Annotated in this window: 10 protein-coding genes; all 10 read left to right on the top strand. The window is 46.2% G+C overall.

Annotated features, from left to right (window positions below; translation table 11 throughout):
• The first annotated feature begins 11 nt into the window (after positions 1 to 11).
• The 10 genes from rny (at position 12) to alaS (ending at position 15,456) form a co-directional block, all read left to right on the top strand.
• A complete protein-coding gene (gene rny / locus AC27FN_RS06040; RefSeq protein ID WP_487167114.1) occupies positions 12 to 1,571 on the top strand; it encodes a ribonuclease Y in 1,560 nt (519 codons plus the stop codon).
• Positions 1,572 to 1,792: 221 nt separating this feature from the next.
• Entirely contained in the window at positions 1,793 to 4,414 is a 2,622-nt protein-coding gene (gene mutS / locus AC27FN_RS06035) for a DNA mismatch repair protein MutS (RefSeq protein WP_487167113.1), read from the top strand.
• Between the two features lie 17 nt (positions 4,415 to 4,431).
• The gene (gene mutL / locus AC27FN_RS06030; protein ID WP_487167112.1) at positions 4,432 to 6,429 is read left to right on the top strand and encodes a DNA mismatch repair endonuclease MutL; all 1,998 of its coding nucleotides are present in this window, start codon (positions 4,432 to 4,434) and stop codon (positions 6,427 to 6,429) included.
• Between the two features lie 23 nt (positions 6,430 to 6,452).
• Positions 6,453 to 7,049 (top strand): Holliday junction branch migration protein RuvA, encoded by a 597-nt coding sequence (gene ruvA / locus AC27FN_RS06025; RefSeq protein WP_487167111.1) that lies wholly within the window; start codon positions 6,453 to 6,455, stop codon positions 7,047 to 7,049.
• 33 nt (positions 7,050 to 7,082) lie between these two features.
• Positions 7,083 to 8,090, top strand: a complete 1,008-nt coding sequence (gene ruvB, locus AC27FN_RS06020) for a Holliday junction branch migration DNA helicase RuvB (protein ID WP_487167305.1) — start codon at positions 7,083 to 7,085, stop codon at positions 8,088 to 8,090.
• A 76-nt stretch (positions 8,091 to 8,166) separates the two neighbouring features.
• Complete coding sequence (gene yajC / locus AC27FN_RS06015; protein ID WP_487167110.1) at positions 8,167 to 8,643, top strand: preprotein translocase subunit YajC; 477 nt, start codon at positions 8,167 to 8,169, stop codon at positions 8,641 to 8,643.
• Positions 8,644 to 8,786: 143 nt separating this feature from the next.
• Positions 8,787 to 9,923, top strand: a complete 1,137-nt coding sequence (gene dinB / locus AC27FN_RS06010) for a DNA polymerase IV (RefSeq protein WP_487167109.1) — start codon at positions 8,787 to 8,789, stop codon at positions 9,921 to 9,923.
• An 85-nt stretch (positions 9,924 to 10,008) separates the two neighbouring features.
• Complete coding sequence (locus tag AC27FN_RS06005; protein WP_487167108.1) at positions 10,009 to 10,959, top strand: DHH family phosphoesterase; 951 nt, start codon at positions 10,009 to 10,011, stop codon at positions 10,957 to 10,959.
• Positions 10,956 to 12,335: a DEAD/DEAH box helicase gene (locus AC27FN_RS06000; RefSeq protein WP_487167107.1), complete on the top strand. Its 1,380-nt coding sequence runs from the start codon at positions 10,956 to 10,958 to the stop codon at positions 12,333 to 12,335. Before AC27FN_RS06005 ends, AC27FN_RS06000 begins: the two co-directional genes overlap by 4 nt.
• A 466-nt stretch (positions 12,336 to 12,801) precedes the next feature.
• On the top strand, positions 12,802 to 15,456 hold the full coding sequence (gene alaS, locus AC27FN_RS05995) for an alanine--tRNA ligase (RefSeq protein ID WP_487167106.1): 2,655 nt from the start codon (positions 12,802 to 12,804) through the stop codon (positions 15,454 to 15,456).
• The last annotated feature ends 434 nt before the right edge of the window (positions 15,457 to 15,890 follow it).

Raw genomic sequence — 15,890 nt, 5'->3', positions numbered from 1 at the left:
CGGGAATTTTAATGGTCATAGTAACCATCATCCTCGTGCTCATCGCAGTTATTGCTGGTTTATATGCTGGTTTAACGATTGCTAAACAACGTCAAGCTCGTGACATTGAAGATGCAACAAAGTCAGCAGGGGCCATTCTCGAAAAAGCCAATCAGGACGCAAAGACAGCCAAAAAAGAAGCTTTGCTTGAGGCTCGTGAAGAGAGTCATAAGTATCGAACCGACGTCGAGAACGAATTGAAGGAACGACGCGCGGAGGTTCAAAAGCAAGAAGACCGGTTATTGCAACGTGAAGAGGCGCTAGATCGAAAAGATAACACGTTTGAAAAACGTGAGACTCAGTTATCCGCTAAAGAGGAACAGTTGAGTCGCGATCGCGAGGTTGTCCAACAGCAACAACAAGCAGCAGCAGATCTCATCGATAAGCGACAACAAGAGGTGCAACGCGTAGCTGATCTCTCACAAGATGAAGCTCGTGATTTAATTATTGAGGAAACCAAGAGTGAATTAGCTCATGAGCGGGCCGTTCTCATTAAGGAAAGTGAAGAAGAGGCGAAGGCTAGTGCTGACAAAGAGGCCAAGAATTTGATTGTGGCCGCTATTCAGCGCAGTGTTGCCGACACGGTCTCAGACAATACGGTTACGGTCGTTACGTTACCAAATGATGATATGAAGGGCCGAATTATCGGTCGTGAAGGTCGGAATATTCGGACGCTTGAAACACTGACCGGCATCGATTTAATTATCGATGATACCCCAGAAGCAGTCGTGTTGAGTGGGTTTGATCCAGTGCGGCGTGAAATTGCTAAACTGGCATTGGAGAAGCTCATTGCCGACGGTCGGATTCATCCAGCTAGAATCGAAGAAATGGTGGAAAAAGCTCGTCGAGAAATGGACGAGAAAATCCGTGAAATTGGTGAACAGACGGTCTTTGATCTCGGAATTCGGGCGATGAACCCTGATTTAATCAAGATCATTGGTCGCATGAACTATCGAACTAGCTATGGTCAAAATGTGTTAAACCACTCGATTGAAGTTGCAAAATTGACGGCTGTGATGGCCGCCGAACTTGGTGAGGATGTTGCGCTGGCGAAGCGCGCAGGATTATTACACGATATTGGTAAGGCAGTGGATCATGAAGTTGAAGGTTCCCATGTGGAACTGGGGGTTGAATTGGCCACGAAGTATCACGAGAACCCGGTTGTGATTAATACAATTGCTTCACATCATGGTGATGTAGAACCAACTTCAATCATCGCTGTGTTGGTAGGCGCAGCTGATGCGATTTCATCAGCTCGACCGGGAGCTCGTTCAGAATCACTAGAAAATTATATCCAACGATTGAAACAACTAGAGGAAATTGCGAACAGTCACGAAGGTGTGGCGCAAAGTTATGCGATTCAAGCCGGTAGAGAGGTGCGCGTCATTGTGAAACCACAAGACGTCGACGATTTACAGGCAACCGTGATTGCCAGAGATGTTAAGAACGAGATTGAAAGTGATCTTGATTATCCAGGCCACATTAAGGTGACGGTCATCCGTGAAACGCGTGCCGTCGAATACGCAAAATAAAAATTTCTAGATATTGTTTTAACTTGATAAAGTAGCCGGCATTCTCATTTGGGAGAGTGTCGGCTACTTTATTGTCAATTTGCGCTCAGACAGTTTGAGACTCGTGAGGTCAACTCGGACAGCTGAGCAAAAAAATGTTAAAATTATCTCATTGTTTTAGTGCGAAATTCGATAATAAGTGCCCAACGAGTGGTGATTATCGAACCAAAGGAGTTTGTTGAATGGCCAAAAAATCGGCGCAAGAGAGTATGGAAACACCAATGATGAAACAGTATCAGGAGATTAAGGATCAGTATCCGGATGCTTTTTTGTTTTATCGAATTGGTGATTTTTATGAATTATTTAACGACGATGCGGTGAAAGGATCGCAACTGTTGGAATTAACCCTAACGGCGCGTAATCATAATGCCGCGGATCCGATACCTATGTGTGGGGTGCCACATCATGCGGTTCAAAACTATATTGATATCTTAGTCGATCATGGTTATAAGGTGGCTATCTGTGAACAAATGGAAGACCCCGCTTTAGCCAAGGGAATGGTTAAACGAGAAGTTATTCAACTCGTTACCCCAGGGACCCGGATGCAGACTGGTGTCAGTGGTGCCAAAGACAATAACTATTTGGCTGGGATGGTTCAGCACGAGCATCAGTTTGGCTTCGCTTATGCGGATGTTTCAACTGGAGAATTGAAGACGGCTAACTTAACCACGATTGAAGCAGTCATGAACGAGGTTATGGCGGTTGAAGCCAAAGAAGTGGTTGTTAACGATACAATTGATGAGACGATTCGAGCGCGGTTTAAACCATTAGGGATCTTAGTCTCTCAGCAAGACGCACCCGTAACAGCGAATGCAGAATTAAGCTTTTTAACCCAAGATTTAGACGATCAGGCAGAAAATGACGCCGTTTCCTTATTATTGACCTACATGGAGTCAACCCAAAAGCGCAGCTTAGCCCACTTACAGCGGGCGCTCGCTTATGAACCGTCCTATTACTTAAAGATGGATCATTACGCAAAGCGCAATCTAGAACTGTCAGTGAATATTCGCACTGGCAAACGTTCAGGCACGCTGTTGTGGTTGCTGGATGAGACGAAAACCGCAATGGGTGGGCGTTTATTGAAGCAATGGTTAGATCGGCCGTTGTTATCACAAACAGAAATAAGCGCTCGACAAGATAAAGTCCAATCATTATTAGATCACTATTTTGAACGCTCGAACTTACAAAATGAGTTAACGAAGGTCTACGATTTGGAACGATTGGCCGGGCGGGTTGCTTTTGGCAGTGTGAACGGCCGTGACTTGATCCAGTTGAAAACGTCGCTTCAACAAGTCCCGAAAATTAAGTATGTTTTAGAAGAACTGGATGATCAAGTCTTTAGCGAGATGTTGGCCCACTTAGATCCAGTAGGTGATGTGGCTGAATTAATTGAACGAGCGATTGATGATGAACCACCGATTTCTGTGACCGATGGCGATGTGATCAAAGATGGTTACGACCAGCAATTGGACGCCTATCGAGACGCAATGGCTAATGGAAAGCAATGGATTGCCGAACTCGAGGCTAAAGAACGGGCGGCGACCGGGATTAGCACGTTAAAAATTGGCTATAATCGGGTCTTCGGGTATTACATTGAAGTGACCAAAGCTAATTTGAGTAAATTACCGGAGGATCGCTATGAACGTAAACAAACGTTGACGAACGCAGAACGTTTTGCGACGCCAGAATTAAAAGAAAAAGAGCAACTGATCTTAGAAGCTCAAGCGAAGTCAACCGCTTTGGAATACCAGTTGTTCACCAAAATTCGCGAGGTGGTAAAAGCTGCCATTGGTCGCTTGCAGCGGTTGGCGAAAACATTGGCTAGTTTAGATGTGTTGCAGAGCTTTGCGGTGGTTGCCGAGAATTATCGGTTCAGTCGGCCAACGTTAACGGAGGGGCATGATTTAGAAATCGAGGCCGGCCGGCACCCAGTAGTAGAAAAAGCGCTTGGTAAACAAGCCTATGTGCCTAATGATGTGCGGATGGATGAACAGACAGCCATTTTACTGATTACCGGGCCCAATATGTCAGGGAAGAGTACTTATATGCGCCAATTGGCACTGACTGTCGTTTTAGCGCAGATGGGCAGTTTTGTGCCAGCAAAATCGGCGATGATGCCAATCTTTGATCAAATCTTTACCCGGATTGGGGCCGCTGATGACCTGATCTCTGGAAATTCCACGTTTATGGTTGAGATGCAGGAGGCCAATGATGCTTTGGCACATGCCACGGCTAACAGTCTGCTGTTGTTTGATGAAATTGGTCGGGGCACGGCAACTTATGATGGAATGGCCTTAGCCCAAGCGATCATTGAATATGTGCACGATCATGTTCATGCTAAAACATTATTTTCGACCCACTACCATGAATTGACGAGTTTATCAGATGATTTGACAGGGTTGAAAAATATTCATGTCGGAGCGGTCGAAGAGAATGGAGAACTGGTATTTCTGCACCAGATCCAACTAGGTCCGGCTGATAAGTCCTATGGAATCCATGTGGCCAAACTAGCCGGGATGCCAGAAAAATTATTGGTGCGGGCCAGTGTGATATTGCAACAGCTCGAATCCAACGCCGGAGAAAAACCGACCCCCGTCGATGTTGATCAACCGCTGACTGAGCCGACGTCTGATCTACCGTCGATGGATGAAACACAGTCAACGCAACTAGCTTTGTTCGATACGCCAAGTCAGGATCCAACGACGGCCGAGATTTTGGCCGACCTAAAGTCGATGAACTTGATGGCGATGACACCAATGGACGTGATGAATAAGTTTTATGAAATTCAGCAACAATTGAAATAGAAGTAAGAGGTCAGACAATGAGCAAAATTCAAGCTTTAGCAACCGTTTTGGCCGATCAAATTGCGGCTGGGGAAGTCGTTGAACGTCCCGCATCGGTGGTGAAAGAACTTGTAGAAAATTCAATCGATGCCCATGCAACGACAGTGGATGTCTTGATCGAAGCGGCCGGTTTAAAAACGATTCAAGTGATTGATGATGGCAGCGGTATTGATGATGATGAAGTTGAGCTAGCCTTTGCCCGGCATGCGACCAGCAAGATTAGTTCACGGGCAGACTTATTTCGGGTGCATTCGTTGGGCTTTAGAGGTGAGGCACTGCCGAGTATTGCCTCAGTTGCGGATGTGTGGCTAAAGACGGCCACTGGTGTTGGCGCCGGCAGTCAAGTCCATTTCAAAGGCGGCCAATTAGTTAGTCATACAGCAGCACAGGCTCGACCTGGAACTGAGGTAACGGTTAGCGACCTATTCTTTAATACACCGGCACGGCTAAAATATTTAAAATCACCGCAAACTGAATTAGCTAATATTGTCGACGTTGTTAATCGAATTGCCTTAGGCCATCCAGAAGTGGCGATTAGTTTACAGCATAACGGTCATGAATTGCTCAAAACGGCGGGCCGAGGCGATTTACAACAAGTGATTGCCGGAATTTATGGCGTGCAAACCGCGCGTAAAATGGTCGAAATTAAGGGGGAAGATGCCGATTTTACCGTGGGTGGTTTTGTGTCGCTCCCTGAATTAACGCGGGCTTCACGAAATTATTTGACGATATTGATTAATGGGCGAGCAATTCGCAATAGTCAGCTAAGCAAAGCGCTCATTAAAGGATACGGTTCTAAGCTGATGGTGGGTCGCTATCCATTAGCGGTGATTAATTTGCAGATGGATCCTTTTTTAGTTGATGTAAATGTGCATCCGACTAAACAAGAGGTTCGCTTGAGCAAAGAGCCACAGTTGGTCAAGCTGATTGATCAGGTTGTGTATCAACGATTGGCCCAGGAAAATTTGATTCCGGACGCGTATCAAAATTTAACGGGAACGGTGCAATTTGACGCCGAGCAAGTTGCCAATCGACTGACTGAAGCATCAACACTTCATGACGAGAGTGTGGCAGCTAGACCAGCATCGCCAGTTTCAAGTGAGGCAACTTTTGCTCAATCTGACGCTGTCGCCACGCCATCGCTACCGGATGCACTACCAAAGCAGGCATTAACGCCGATTGTTGTCCATCATCGTGAGGAGATGGCGAGTCAACCAGTGGTGGATTTTGAGGCCCGTTATCAAGTTGAGCCTGTGGCCCCGTTTGATGATGAAACACCTACTGAGACCTTGCAACCGAGTCATTCGGAAACAATGGAAATGTTACCCGAGGATCAAGAGCAAACCGGTCAGCGTTTTCCGACGCTGTCTTACATTGGACAGATGCATGGCACCTTTCTATTTGCCCAGGCGGCCGATGGGTTGTATTTAGTTGATCAGCATGCGGCTCAAGAGCGGATTAAATATGAGTTCTACCGGGTTAAAATCGGCGAAGTTGCGCGCAATCTTCAGAATTTATTGGTCCCCATTGTGTTAGATTATCCGACCAGTGATGTATTGAAGATTACGGCAGCAAAACCACAATTGGAGCAGCTGGGCTTATTTTTATCGCCATTTGGACACAATTCTTTTATTGTCCGGCAGCACCCAACGTGGTTTATTGAAGGCCAAGAAGCGTCTACGATTCGTGAAATGGTGGATTGGGTGCTCAGCGATCGACAGTTGACCGTTGCCAAATTCCGCGAAAAAACAGCGATTATGATGAGCTGTAAACGGTCAATTAAGGCCAATCATCACTTAGATGAGCGCCAGGCTAAAGCTTTATTACATGATTTGAGTCAGACGGAAAACCCATTCAATTGTCCCCATGGTCGGCCAGTGTTGGTTCATTTCACGAATGCTGATATGGAAAAAATGTTTAAACGGATTCAAGATTCTCACGAGTCTTGGGCTGAATTTGATGAACATGAATTTTAATTAGCTCACGAAAGGGTCACAGTATGTATGAATATCTAGTTGGTCAAATTACGGAAGTTACACCCACCCATGTCGTTTTGGAAGTTAACGGGGTGGGGTATCTGATTCAAACGGCCAATCCTTACCGCTTTCAAGTTGATGCGGAGACGTCAATTCGGATTTACGTCCATCAGGCAATTCGGGAGACCGAAGTGAGTTTGTTCGGGTTTGTTGATCAAGCGGAAAAACGGCTGTTCTTAAAACTATTGAACGTTTCTGGGATAGGGCCTAAGAGTGCGTTAGCCATTTTGGCTAATGAGGATCACGATGGCCTGGTGAACGCAATCGAAACAAATGATATTACCTTTTTGACTAAATTCCCGGGGATCGGTAAAAAAACGGCGCAACAAATCGTCTTGGACTTGGCCGGCAAGTTAGCTGATTTAGGGATAGACCCAGTAGCCGAGGCGCCAGTTAATGCTTCAGATAACGGAGCCTTAGATGACGCACTGGCCGCCTTAACGGCTTTAGGGTACAGTAGTCGTGAAGTTAAACACGTCGCAAATAAGCTCGCAAACCTAGAACAGTTAACGACCGATCAGTACCTGAGTGCTGCCTTGCGGGAATTAACCCACGCGTAGCCAAGGCTATCATGCGTAAGAGAGGAGGGCTGAATCATGGACGATGAATTAATGTCAACGCAACCTACAGATGATCAAGAGGCTTCATTAGAACGTTCTTTACGGCCAACGACCCTGGCTCAATATATTGGTCAAGAGGCGGTTAAACATCAATTAAGCGTCTATATCAGCGCGGCGACAAGTCGGGAAGAATCATTGGACCATGTTTTGTTGTACGGACCGCCTGGTTTAGGTAAAACTACCTTAGCGATGGTCATTGCTAATGAGATGCATGTTCAAATCAAGACGACCAGTGGGCCAGCGATTGAACGACCTGGGGATGTCATTGCCCTATTAAACGAATTACAGCCCGGAGATATTTTATTCATTGATGAAATTCATCGTTTGCCTAAAATTGTCGAAGAAATGCTGTATTCCGCAATGGAGGACTTTTTTATCGACATTGTCGTGGGGCAAGGGCCGACCGCCCACCCCGTTCATTTTCCGTTGCCACCGTTTACCCTAATTGGGGCAACCACAAGAGCCGGGTTGCTATCGGCACCACTTCGAGATCGTTTCGGAATTGTTGAGCATATGGATTATTACACGACGGCCGATTTAGAAGAAATTACGTTACGTTCTGCGGATATTTTAGCTACTCGGATTGTGAAGACAGGGGCCCATGAAATTGCGCGTCGCTCTCGGGGAACGCCACGGATTGCTAACCGTCTATTAAAACGGGTCCGTGATTTCGCCGAAGTTGCCGGTCAATCGGCGATCGATGCAGCAATGGTCGATCATGCGTTAACTGTGTTAGGTGTGGATGACTGGGGACTAGATGAAGTAGATTTAAAGTTATTGGCAACCATGATTAAGTATTACAATGGCGGCCCGGTTGGCTTAACCACTTTGGCAGCCAATATTGGCGAAGAAGCGGATACGATTGCCGAAGTCTATGAACCATACTTATTGCAAGCGGGGTTGATTAAACGGACGCCTCGGGGGCGAATAGTGACCACGACGGCTTATGAGCACTTAGGTCTACCAAAACCGGAGGCTTAATCAACGGAATCCATTTGGCAAGGGTTCGTAAGTTTGGTACAGTACTCTACAGAGTAAATTAAATGAGGTGGATGAATTGACAAGTTTAGTGAAGTTCGATTTATTGGGTGCAAATGGTGCCGCTGGTGGTAGCCTTTGGAGCACTGTTTTGATGGTTGTTTTGTTTGTAGGGGTCTTTTATTTCTTTATCCTACGGCCTAACCGCAAGCAACAAGAGCAACGTAAAGAGATGATGAACGGCATGCACGTTGGCGATCACGTGGTCACAATTGGTGGTCTACACGGCATTATTGATTCAATGGATGCTGCCAAGAAGATCGTGACCATTGACGTAGATGGGATCTACTTACCATTTGACCAACAAGCGATTCATCACGTTGAAACACCAGCGACAACGGCTACAGCTAGCGCTACTTCAGCAACGGCAGCCAGCGAGGTCACAACTGAAGCTACAAGCGCCGCAGACAGCGTTGCTGATTCAGCCGCAGACTCAACGACGGTGACCAGTGCTAGCGACACAGCAAGTGAAGCTAGTGACAGTCAGGCTAACTAGTTGCTAGGCAAGTTTAAATATGTGAATCATCTGTGATCATCGTATTCTGCGATGATCTTTTTTTGATTTAACTAGGATCGCTGGTGAAGAGAACGTACGTTTGCTAAAATGAGTCTATCAAGTTATCACGAGGAGCGTTGACAATGGCGGCCTTCATTCAAGTTCCGGTGCAGGTCGATACCAGCCGGAAAATTATTCATGTGGATATGGATGCGTTCTACGCATCTATTGAAGAGCGTGATGAGCCACAACTAAAAAAACAACCATTGATTATTGCCCGCGATCCCCGGCAAACCGGTGGACATGGAGTGGTTACGACGGCAAATTATCGGGCCCGCGCATTAGGTGTCCATTCAGCCATGGCGGCCAACGAAGCACAAAAATTAGCCCCTAAAGCTATTTTTAAACGACCAGATTTCTCAAAATATCGAGCGATTTCTGCGCAGATTCACGAAATCTTTCATGAGTATACCGATCATATTGAACCAATTGCCTTCGATGAGGCCTACCTAGATGTCACTCAGAATAAACAGCACTTTCAATCGGCGGTTGCATTGGCGCACCAACTTCAAACAGAAATTTGGGAAAAGGTCCATTTGACTTGCTCCACTGGTATTTCTTACAACAAATTTTTAGCTAAACTTGCTTCTGACTATGCCAAACCCGTGGGGGTAACTGTCGTGTTGCCCGGTGACGCAGAGCGATTTTTGGCACCGTTGCCGATTGAAAAATTTCGCGGGGTAGGCAAAAAAACAGTGCCAAAGATGCATGATTTAGGTATTCTAACGGGCGCCGATTTGTTGACTTGGTCTGAGACTGATTTGATTCAGCGTTTCGGTAAACTAGGTTATGGATTATATCGGCACGTTCGTGGTAGTGACGATCGTCCAGTCGAGTGGCAACGCACGCGTAAGTCGATTGGCCGTGAAGAGACCTTTGATCAACCCTTGAACAATGAAACAGATGTCAGCGATCAGTTGCAACATTTAGCGAACGATTTGACGGCGCATCTAGATGCCCAACAGCGTCATGGTAAAACGATTGTTCTCAAAGTTAGAGATGCAGACTTTAACACGGTGACGAAACGACAAACGCAGACTGAGTACTATGAAAATATGGCGACTCAATTGTATGAGGTTGCTAAAGATTTATTTGATGTCACGGCTGATTTAACTAAAGGAGTCCGTTTGTTAGGCATTACGATGACCAACCTTGATCCGTTAACATTTGAAAATTTAAGTTTGCCATTGTTCTCACCGGCCTCGTCCAAGGCTTTTTAAGGTTCCTACCACCGGAGGCACTTTGTAATCGGCGCGGCACTTCGTTATACTTGCAGATACCAGATTGACAAGAGGGGATTCATGCATGGATGTTCAAAAAGTGATTTTTGAGGAAATTAAACGTAAACAGATTATCATGGTTCATCGTCATCAACGACCAGATCCAGATGCGGTTGGTTCACAAGTGGGATTAGCAACAATTTTACAGACGGCGTTTCCAACCAAGCAGATTTACATCGTTGGTAAACAAGTCCCAGGGTTGGCTTGGCTGGGTGAAATGGAGTCCGTTAGTGATGAATTGTTTGATGAAGCACTTATCTTGGTGCTAGATACCGCCAATGAGCCGCGAGTTGACGATCAGCGATGGCGACGTGGGCAAGAAGTGATCAAAATTGATCACCATCCTGATGATGAACCTTTTGGTGATCTTAGCTGGGTGAATGAGACTGCTTCCTCGACATCAGAAATGGTGACTGACTTTGCTAATCGCTTTGAACTTTCGATTGATCAAGCGGCTGCGGCGGCGTTATATGCTGGGATTGTCGGCGACACGGGGCGTTTCTTGTATTCGGATACAACCCCTCATACAATGACGGTTGCTGCACAGTTGATGGCCACTGGGATTGATGCGGTAACCATCAATCAACATGAGGACGAAATGACTTTACCAGTTGCGCGATTGACTGCTTATCTATATGAACAGGTTCAGGTGTCAGCAGCGGGTGCGGCTCATGTGATTTTGAGTGACGCAACGATTAAATCGTTTGAACTAGGTGATGCTGGGACCGCTAGCCTGGTCCCAATGTTAGGTAAGATCGCGAGTGTCAAGACTTGGGCTATTTTCGAGGAGCAGGATGACCACAGTTATCGTGTTCGTTTGCGCTCTAAGGGGCCACAGATTAATGGACTGGCTCGACAACACCACGGCGGCGGGCATCCGCTGGCCAGCGGCGCCAAGGCGCAAGATCTCAACGAGGCTAATCAAATGATCGCCCAACTAGAACAATTAACCGCCGATTTTAAGGAGACGATATGACAGAAAGTTTTACAGATTTACAACTGCGACCGGAGTTACTAGCGGCTTTAAAAGACATTGATTTTATTCAGCCAACACCGGTTCAGGCTAAGTTAGTTCCGGTGATTTTGGCAGGCCGGTCAGTGATTGGTCAATCTCAGACTGGGAGTGGAAAGACGCATGCTTTCCTGTTACCGATCTTCAACCGTTTGGACCTAGAAGCTAATGAAGTTCAAACCATTATTGCAACCCCATCACGAGAACTAGCGAACCAGATTTATGCCGATGCGAAACAGTTAGCTGAGCATTTCAGCCAACCGATTCGGATTGCAAAGTACGTCGGTGGTACGGATCGGGCTCGCCAAGAACGGCAATTAGAGAAGCATCAACCGCAAATTGTGATTGGAACGCCTGGCCGCTTGCGGGACTTCATGGATGAGCATGATCTCGACTTGCACACGGCACGTCAATTTGTCGTTGATGAAGCTGATATGACTTTAGACATGGGCTTTTTAAACGATGTTGACCACATTGCAGGGGCCTTACCGAAAGATTTACAAATGTTGGTCTTTTCGGCGACAATTCCGCAGAAATTACAGCCGTTTTTGCGCAAGTATCTGACCAATCCGGTCATTGAAGAAATTCCGGTGACGTCAATTATTAGTCCGACGATTGATAATTGGTTAATTTCGACAAAGAGTCAGCAAAAAAATGAGCTCATCTATAACCTGTTAACAATGGGGGAACCATACTTGGTTCTGATTTTTTGTAATACTAAACAGCGGACGGCTGAATTGACTGCCTATCTAAAAGGTCAAGGGCTGAAAGTTGCCATGATTTCTGGAGATGTGCCAGCTCGTGAACGTAAACGAGTCATGAAACAGGTTCAGAATTTAGAGTATCAGTACGTCGTCGCGACAGATTTGGCCGCCCGGGGCATCGATATCAAGGGTGTTTCACACGTCATCAACGATGGTATTCCTGCGGACCTAGATTTCTTCATTCATCGTGTCGGTCGGACAGGACGTAATGGGATGCCTGGGATTGCGATCACGCTGTATCAACCAGGTGAAGAAGATCAAATTGCTGAAATCGAACAACTTGGGGTGACGTTTAAGCCTAAAACGATTCGAAATGGTGAGATTGTAGATTCTTATGATCGTAATCGGCGCCAGCAGCGGACAGCGACACATGCTAAATTAGATCCAACGCTGGTTGGCTTGGTCAAGAAAAAGAAGAAGAAAGTCAAGCCAGGTTACAAGCACCAGATCAAAAACGCCATTAAGCGAAAAGCCCAACAAGATAAACGGATCGAACAAAGAGAATCAGCGCGGTCGCAACGCCGTCAACATCGCCGTCAAGGTGAGGCAAATCGCCAGCAACGTGGTGAGTCCTAATTGGCGATTAATAACCGCCTTGTTCATGGCTGATCGAATTGAAAATGGCTTGGTCAGGTTAAGGAGCTCCGAAAAAAAGTAAAAGTTAACTAGTCGACATCACCTTGTAGAGGTTTAACCTGATTTTAGTCGAAGATTTACACCGATCAAGCGTTGAGCCGATCCGTGCCTAGATTCGGCTTGCTTGTCAGGTCCAGACAATGCTATACTGTTGGTCGTCGAGGATATGCGATGATGTGACACTTTCAGCGACGCCCTGGTTGGTGAGAAGGACGAATGAAGCATTGACGTGCTCCCTCACAGTAAAAATTACACAAAATCTTGTTTAACCAACACGCGACTCGGCGTTATGAGTGAGAGGTTAACGATCAACATCGTTGCAAGCAAAGTGGTACCGCGGCTATTGAGCCGTCTTTGCGGGCAGCGGTGTTGTTTTTGTTGGGGCAAGTTTCATGAAAGGAATGCTATGAAAGAATTATCAAGTAGTCAGATTCGGCAAATGTATCTGGACTTTTTTGAACAGCATGGTCACAAAATCATGCCTAGTGCCTCATTAGTTCCCGTCGATGACCCAACCTTACTGTGGATCAACTCTGGGGTGGCCACGATGAAGAAATACTTTGATGGCTCCGTTGTGCCAGAGAATCCTCGGATGACGAGTTCCCAGAAGAGTATTCGCACGAACGATATTGAAAATGTCGGCCGGACAGCGCGGCACCATACCTTATTTGAAATGCTCGGCAACTTCTCAGTGGGAGACTACTTTAAACCGGAGGCCATTCACTGGGCGTGGGAATTATTAACTGGTGATCAGTGGTTTGGTTTTGATCCTGATAAGTTGTATATCACGGTTTACCCTAAAGACACTGATGCCAAGGAACAGTGGCTCGATGCCGGCGTGGCTCCTGATCACATCCTAGCTGCAGAAGATAACTTTTGGGATATCGGTCAAGGTCCTTCTGGTCCTGATTCGGAAATTTTTTACGATCGCGGTCAGGCAATGAATAATGTTGCCGAAGATGATCCAGAAAATTACCCTGGTGGTGAAAATGAACGTTATTTAGAGATATGGAATATCGTATTTTCACAATTTAATCACACACCTGAAGGCACTTATGAGCCGCTGCCACATAAAAACATTGATACTGGCTTAGGATTGGAACGCTTGGTGTCCGTCTTCCAGCACGCCAAAACTAATTTTGAAACAGATCTTTTTTTACCGATCATTCACGCCACGGAGCAGTTATCTGACGGCAAACATTATGGCGATAATGCGGCGGATGACGTATCCTTTAAAATCATTGCCGATCATGCCCGGGCAGTGACGTTTGCGATTGGCGACGGGGCGTTACCTTCCAACGAAGGTCGTGGGTACGTCATTCGACGTCTGATTCGGCGGGCAATTTTGAATGGTAAAAAACTCGGCATTAACGAAGCGTTCTTGTATCAATTGGTACCAGTGGTCGGCAAAATTATGCAAAGCCATTATCCAGAGGTTTTGGAACAGGCCGATTACATTGCTGGGGTGATTCATTCAGAAGAAGACCGCTTTAACGTGACTTTGGACACTGGCTTGTCCTTGTTAAATGAGACAATCGCAGCAACGAAGGCGGCGGGGCACACGCAACTAGCGGGCCCAGACGCATTTAAGTTGTTCGATACGTATGGGTTTCCAATTGAGCTGACAACTGAGTACGCGAGTGATGAGGGCTTAGGCGTTGATCAAGCAGGCTTTAAGGCAGCTATGGAAGAACAACGTCAGCGGGCTCGGAACGCACGATCTTCAGCGAAATCAATGGGTGTTCAACGTGCATTATTGACTGATATCAAGACGCCAAGTCAGTATGTGGGTTACACGCAATTGACAGTTGATCACGCTAAATTAATGGATATCATCGTTGATGAAGCACTTGTGAACGACGCCAAAGAGAAGAATGAAACGGCCGAATTGATTTTTGATCAAACACCATTCTATGCGGAAATGGGTGGTCAAGTTGCTGATACTGGAACAATTCTTGATGAAGATGGCAATGAAGTCGCTGAAGTGACCGATGTGCAACATGCACCGAATGGTCAAAACCTGCATACGGTTAAATTGACTGGTACACTGAAGAAAAATGCCACATATAAGTTGACGGTGAATCAGATGCGCCACCGTAAGATTGAGAAGAATCATTCGGCGACACATTTACTGGACCAATCTTTACGCAACGTATTGGGCGATCACACGAGCCAGGCTGGCTCATTAGTGGAACCTAACTATTTGCGCTTTGACTTCACGCACTTCGGTCAGGTCACTCAGGCTGACCTGAGCAAAGTTGAACAGATGGTTAATGACCAAATCTTTGCCGAATTGACTGTGAAGACAGTGGAGACGGATTTAGCAACCGCGAAAAAAATGGGCGCCATCGCGATGTTCTCGGAAAAATACGGGAAAACCGTTCGCGTTGTGTCTATGGGTGATTTCAACATTGAATTTTGTGGTGGTGATCATGTATCTAACACCAGCGAAATTGGTCTGTTCAAGATTGTTTCTGAAACCGGGGTGGGCGCTGGCGTTCGCCGAATTGAAGCGGTTACGGCAGCAGAGGCCTTCGATTTCTTGAATAATGAAGAAGCACTTTTGCAGCAAACGGCTGATTTAGTGAAATCACAACAAGTCAAAGAGGTACCCCACAAAGTGGCTGCGTTGCAGGCAGATATTAAACAGTTGGAAAATGAGCAAACGGCTTTGCAAGCGAAGATGGCAGCTCAACAAGCAACCAATGCTTTTACTAACATTGAGGAAATTAATGGCGCTAAAGTCATTGCCCAAGCCGTTCAGGTCGCTGGTATGGGGCAATTACGTCAACTGGCGGATGATTGGAAGCAATCCTTACCGTCTGACGTGTTAGTCTTAGCGACCGCAGCAGATGGCAAAGCTAACTTATTGGCCGCGGTCTCACCAGATTTAGTGAAGGCTGGGATCAAAGCTGGCGATTTAATTAAAGCGATCGCACCAGCCATTAACGGCGGTGGTGGTGGTCGTCCGGACATGGCTCAAGCCGGCGGTAAGAATCCAGCAGGAATCGATACAGCCTTAATTCAAGCTAAGGATTGGTTGGCTGACACGATTAAGTAAATGAGCAGTAACTAGATTTGCATGTTAACTAATCCTAGGAGAGCGTTTGGAATAAAACCAAATGCCAACTAAATAGCTAAAAAATGTGAGAGTGAGACATAACGCCGAATTGAGCGCGAGCACTAGCGAAAAGTGGGTATCTTCCGTAAGATGCCCACTTTTTTTGCCCGGCACAGCTTGCAGGCGTTTGTCGCACATTTTGACCATGGCGACGGGGTGCACAAAAAAAGCAGCCCAACACCTTTTACAAGTTATGGGCCAAACTCATTCGTTCGTGAGCTTCGGCAAGTCTAATATGAACTTTGGAATCTTTCAAAATCGTTACAACGCTCAAGATAATTGTTATTTGACGCTCGATTCAGTAGAATAGGTAACAGCCGGAGTGTGTTATCGATCAAAATTAACTAGGATTTATTAGCAGAAACAAGCTGAAA

Source organism: Furfurilactobacillus sp. W61-4, assembly GCF_057545565.1.
The sequence above is the reverse complement of the archived record's forward strand: the minus strand, read 5'-3'. Positions and strand labels throughout refer to the sequence as shown.

Excerpts from the sequence above, each read along its gene's own strand:
- rny (WP_487167114.1), top strand. The coding sequence starts at position 12 with ATGGTCATAGTAACCATCATCCTCGTGCTCATCGCAGTTATTGCTGGT.
- mutS (WP_487167113.1), top strand. The coding sequence starts at position 1,793 with ATGGCCAAAAAATCGGCGCAAGAGAGTATGGAAACACCAATGATGAAA.
- mutL (WP_487167112.1), top strand. The coding sequence starts at position 4,432 with ATGAGCAAAATTCAAGCTTTAGCAACCGTTTTGGCCGATCAAATTGCG.
- ruvA (WP_487167111.1), top strand. The coding sequence starts at position 6,453 with ATGTATGAATATCTAGTTGGTCAAATTACGGAAGTTACACCCACCCAT.
- dinB (WP_487167109.1), top strand. The coding sequence starts at position 8,787 with ATGGCGGCCTTCATTCAAGTTCCGGTGCAGGTCGATACCAGCCGGAAA.
- AC27FN_RS06005 (WP_487167108.1), top strand. The coding sequence starts at position 10,009 with ATGGATGTTCAAAAAGTGATTTTTGAGGAAATTAAACGTAAACAGATT.
- AC27FN_RS06000 (WP_487167107.1), top strand. The coding sequence starts at position 10,956 with ATGACAGAAAGTTTTACAGATTTACAACTGCGACCGGAGTTACTAGCG.
- alaS (WP_487167106.1), top strand. The coding sequence starts at position 12,802 with ATGAAAGAATTATCAAGTAGTCAGATTCGGCAAATGTATCTGGACTTT.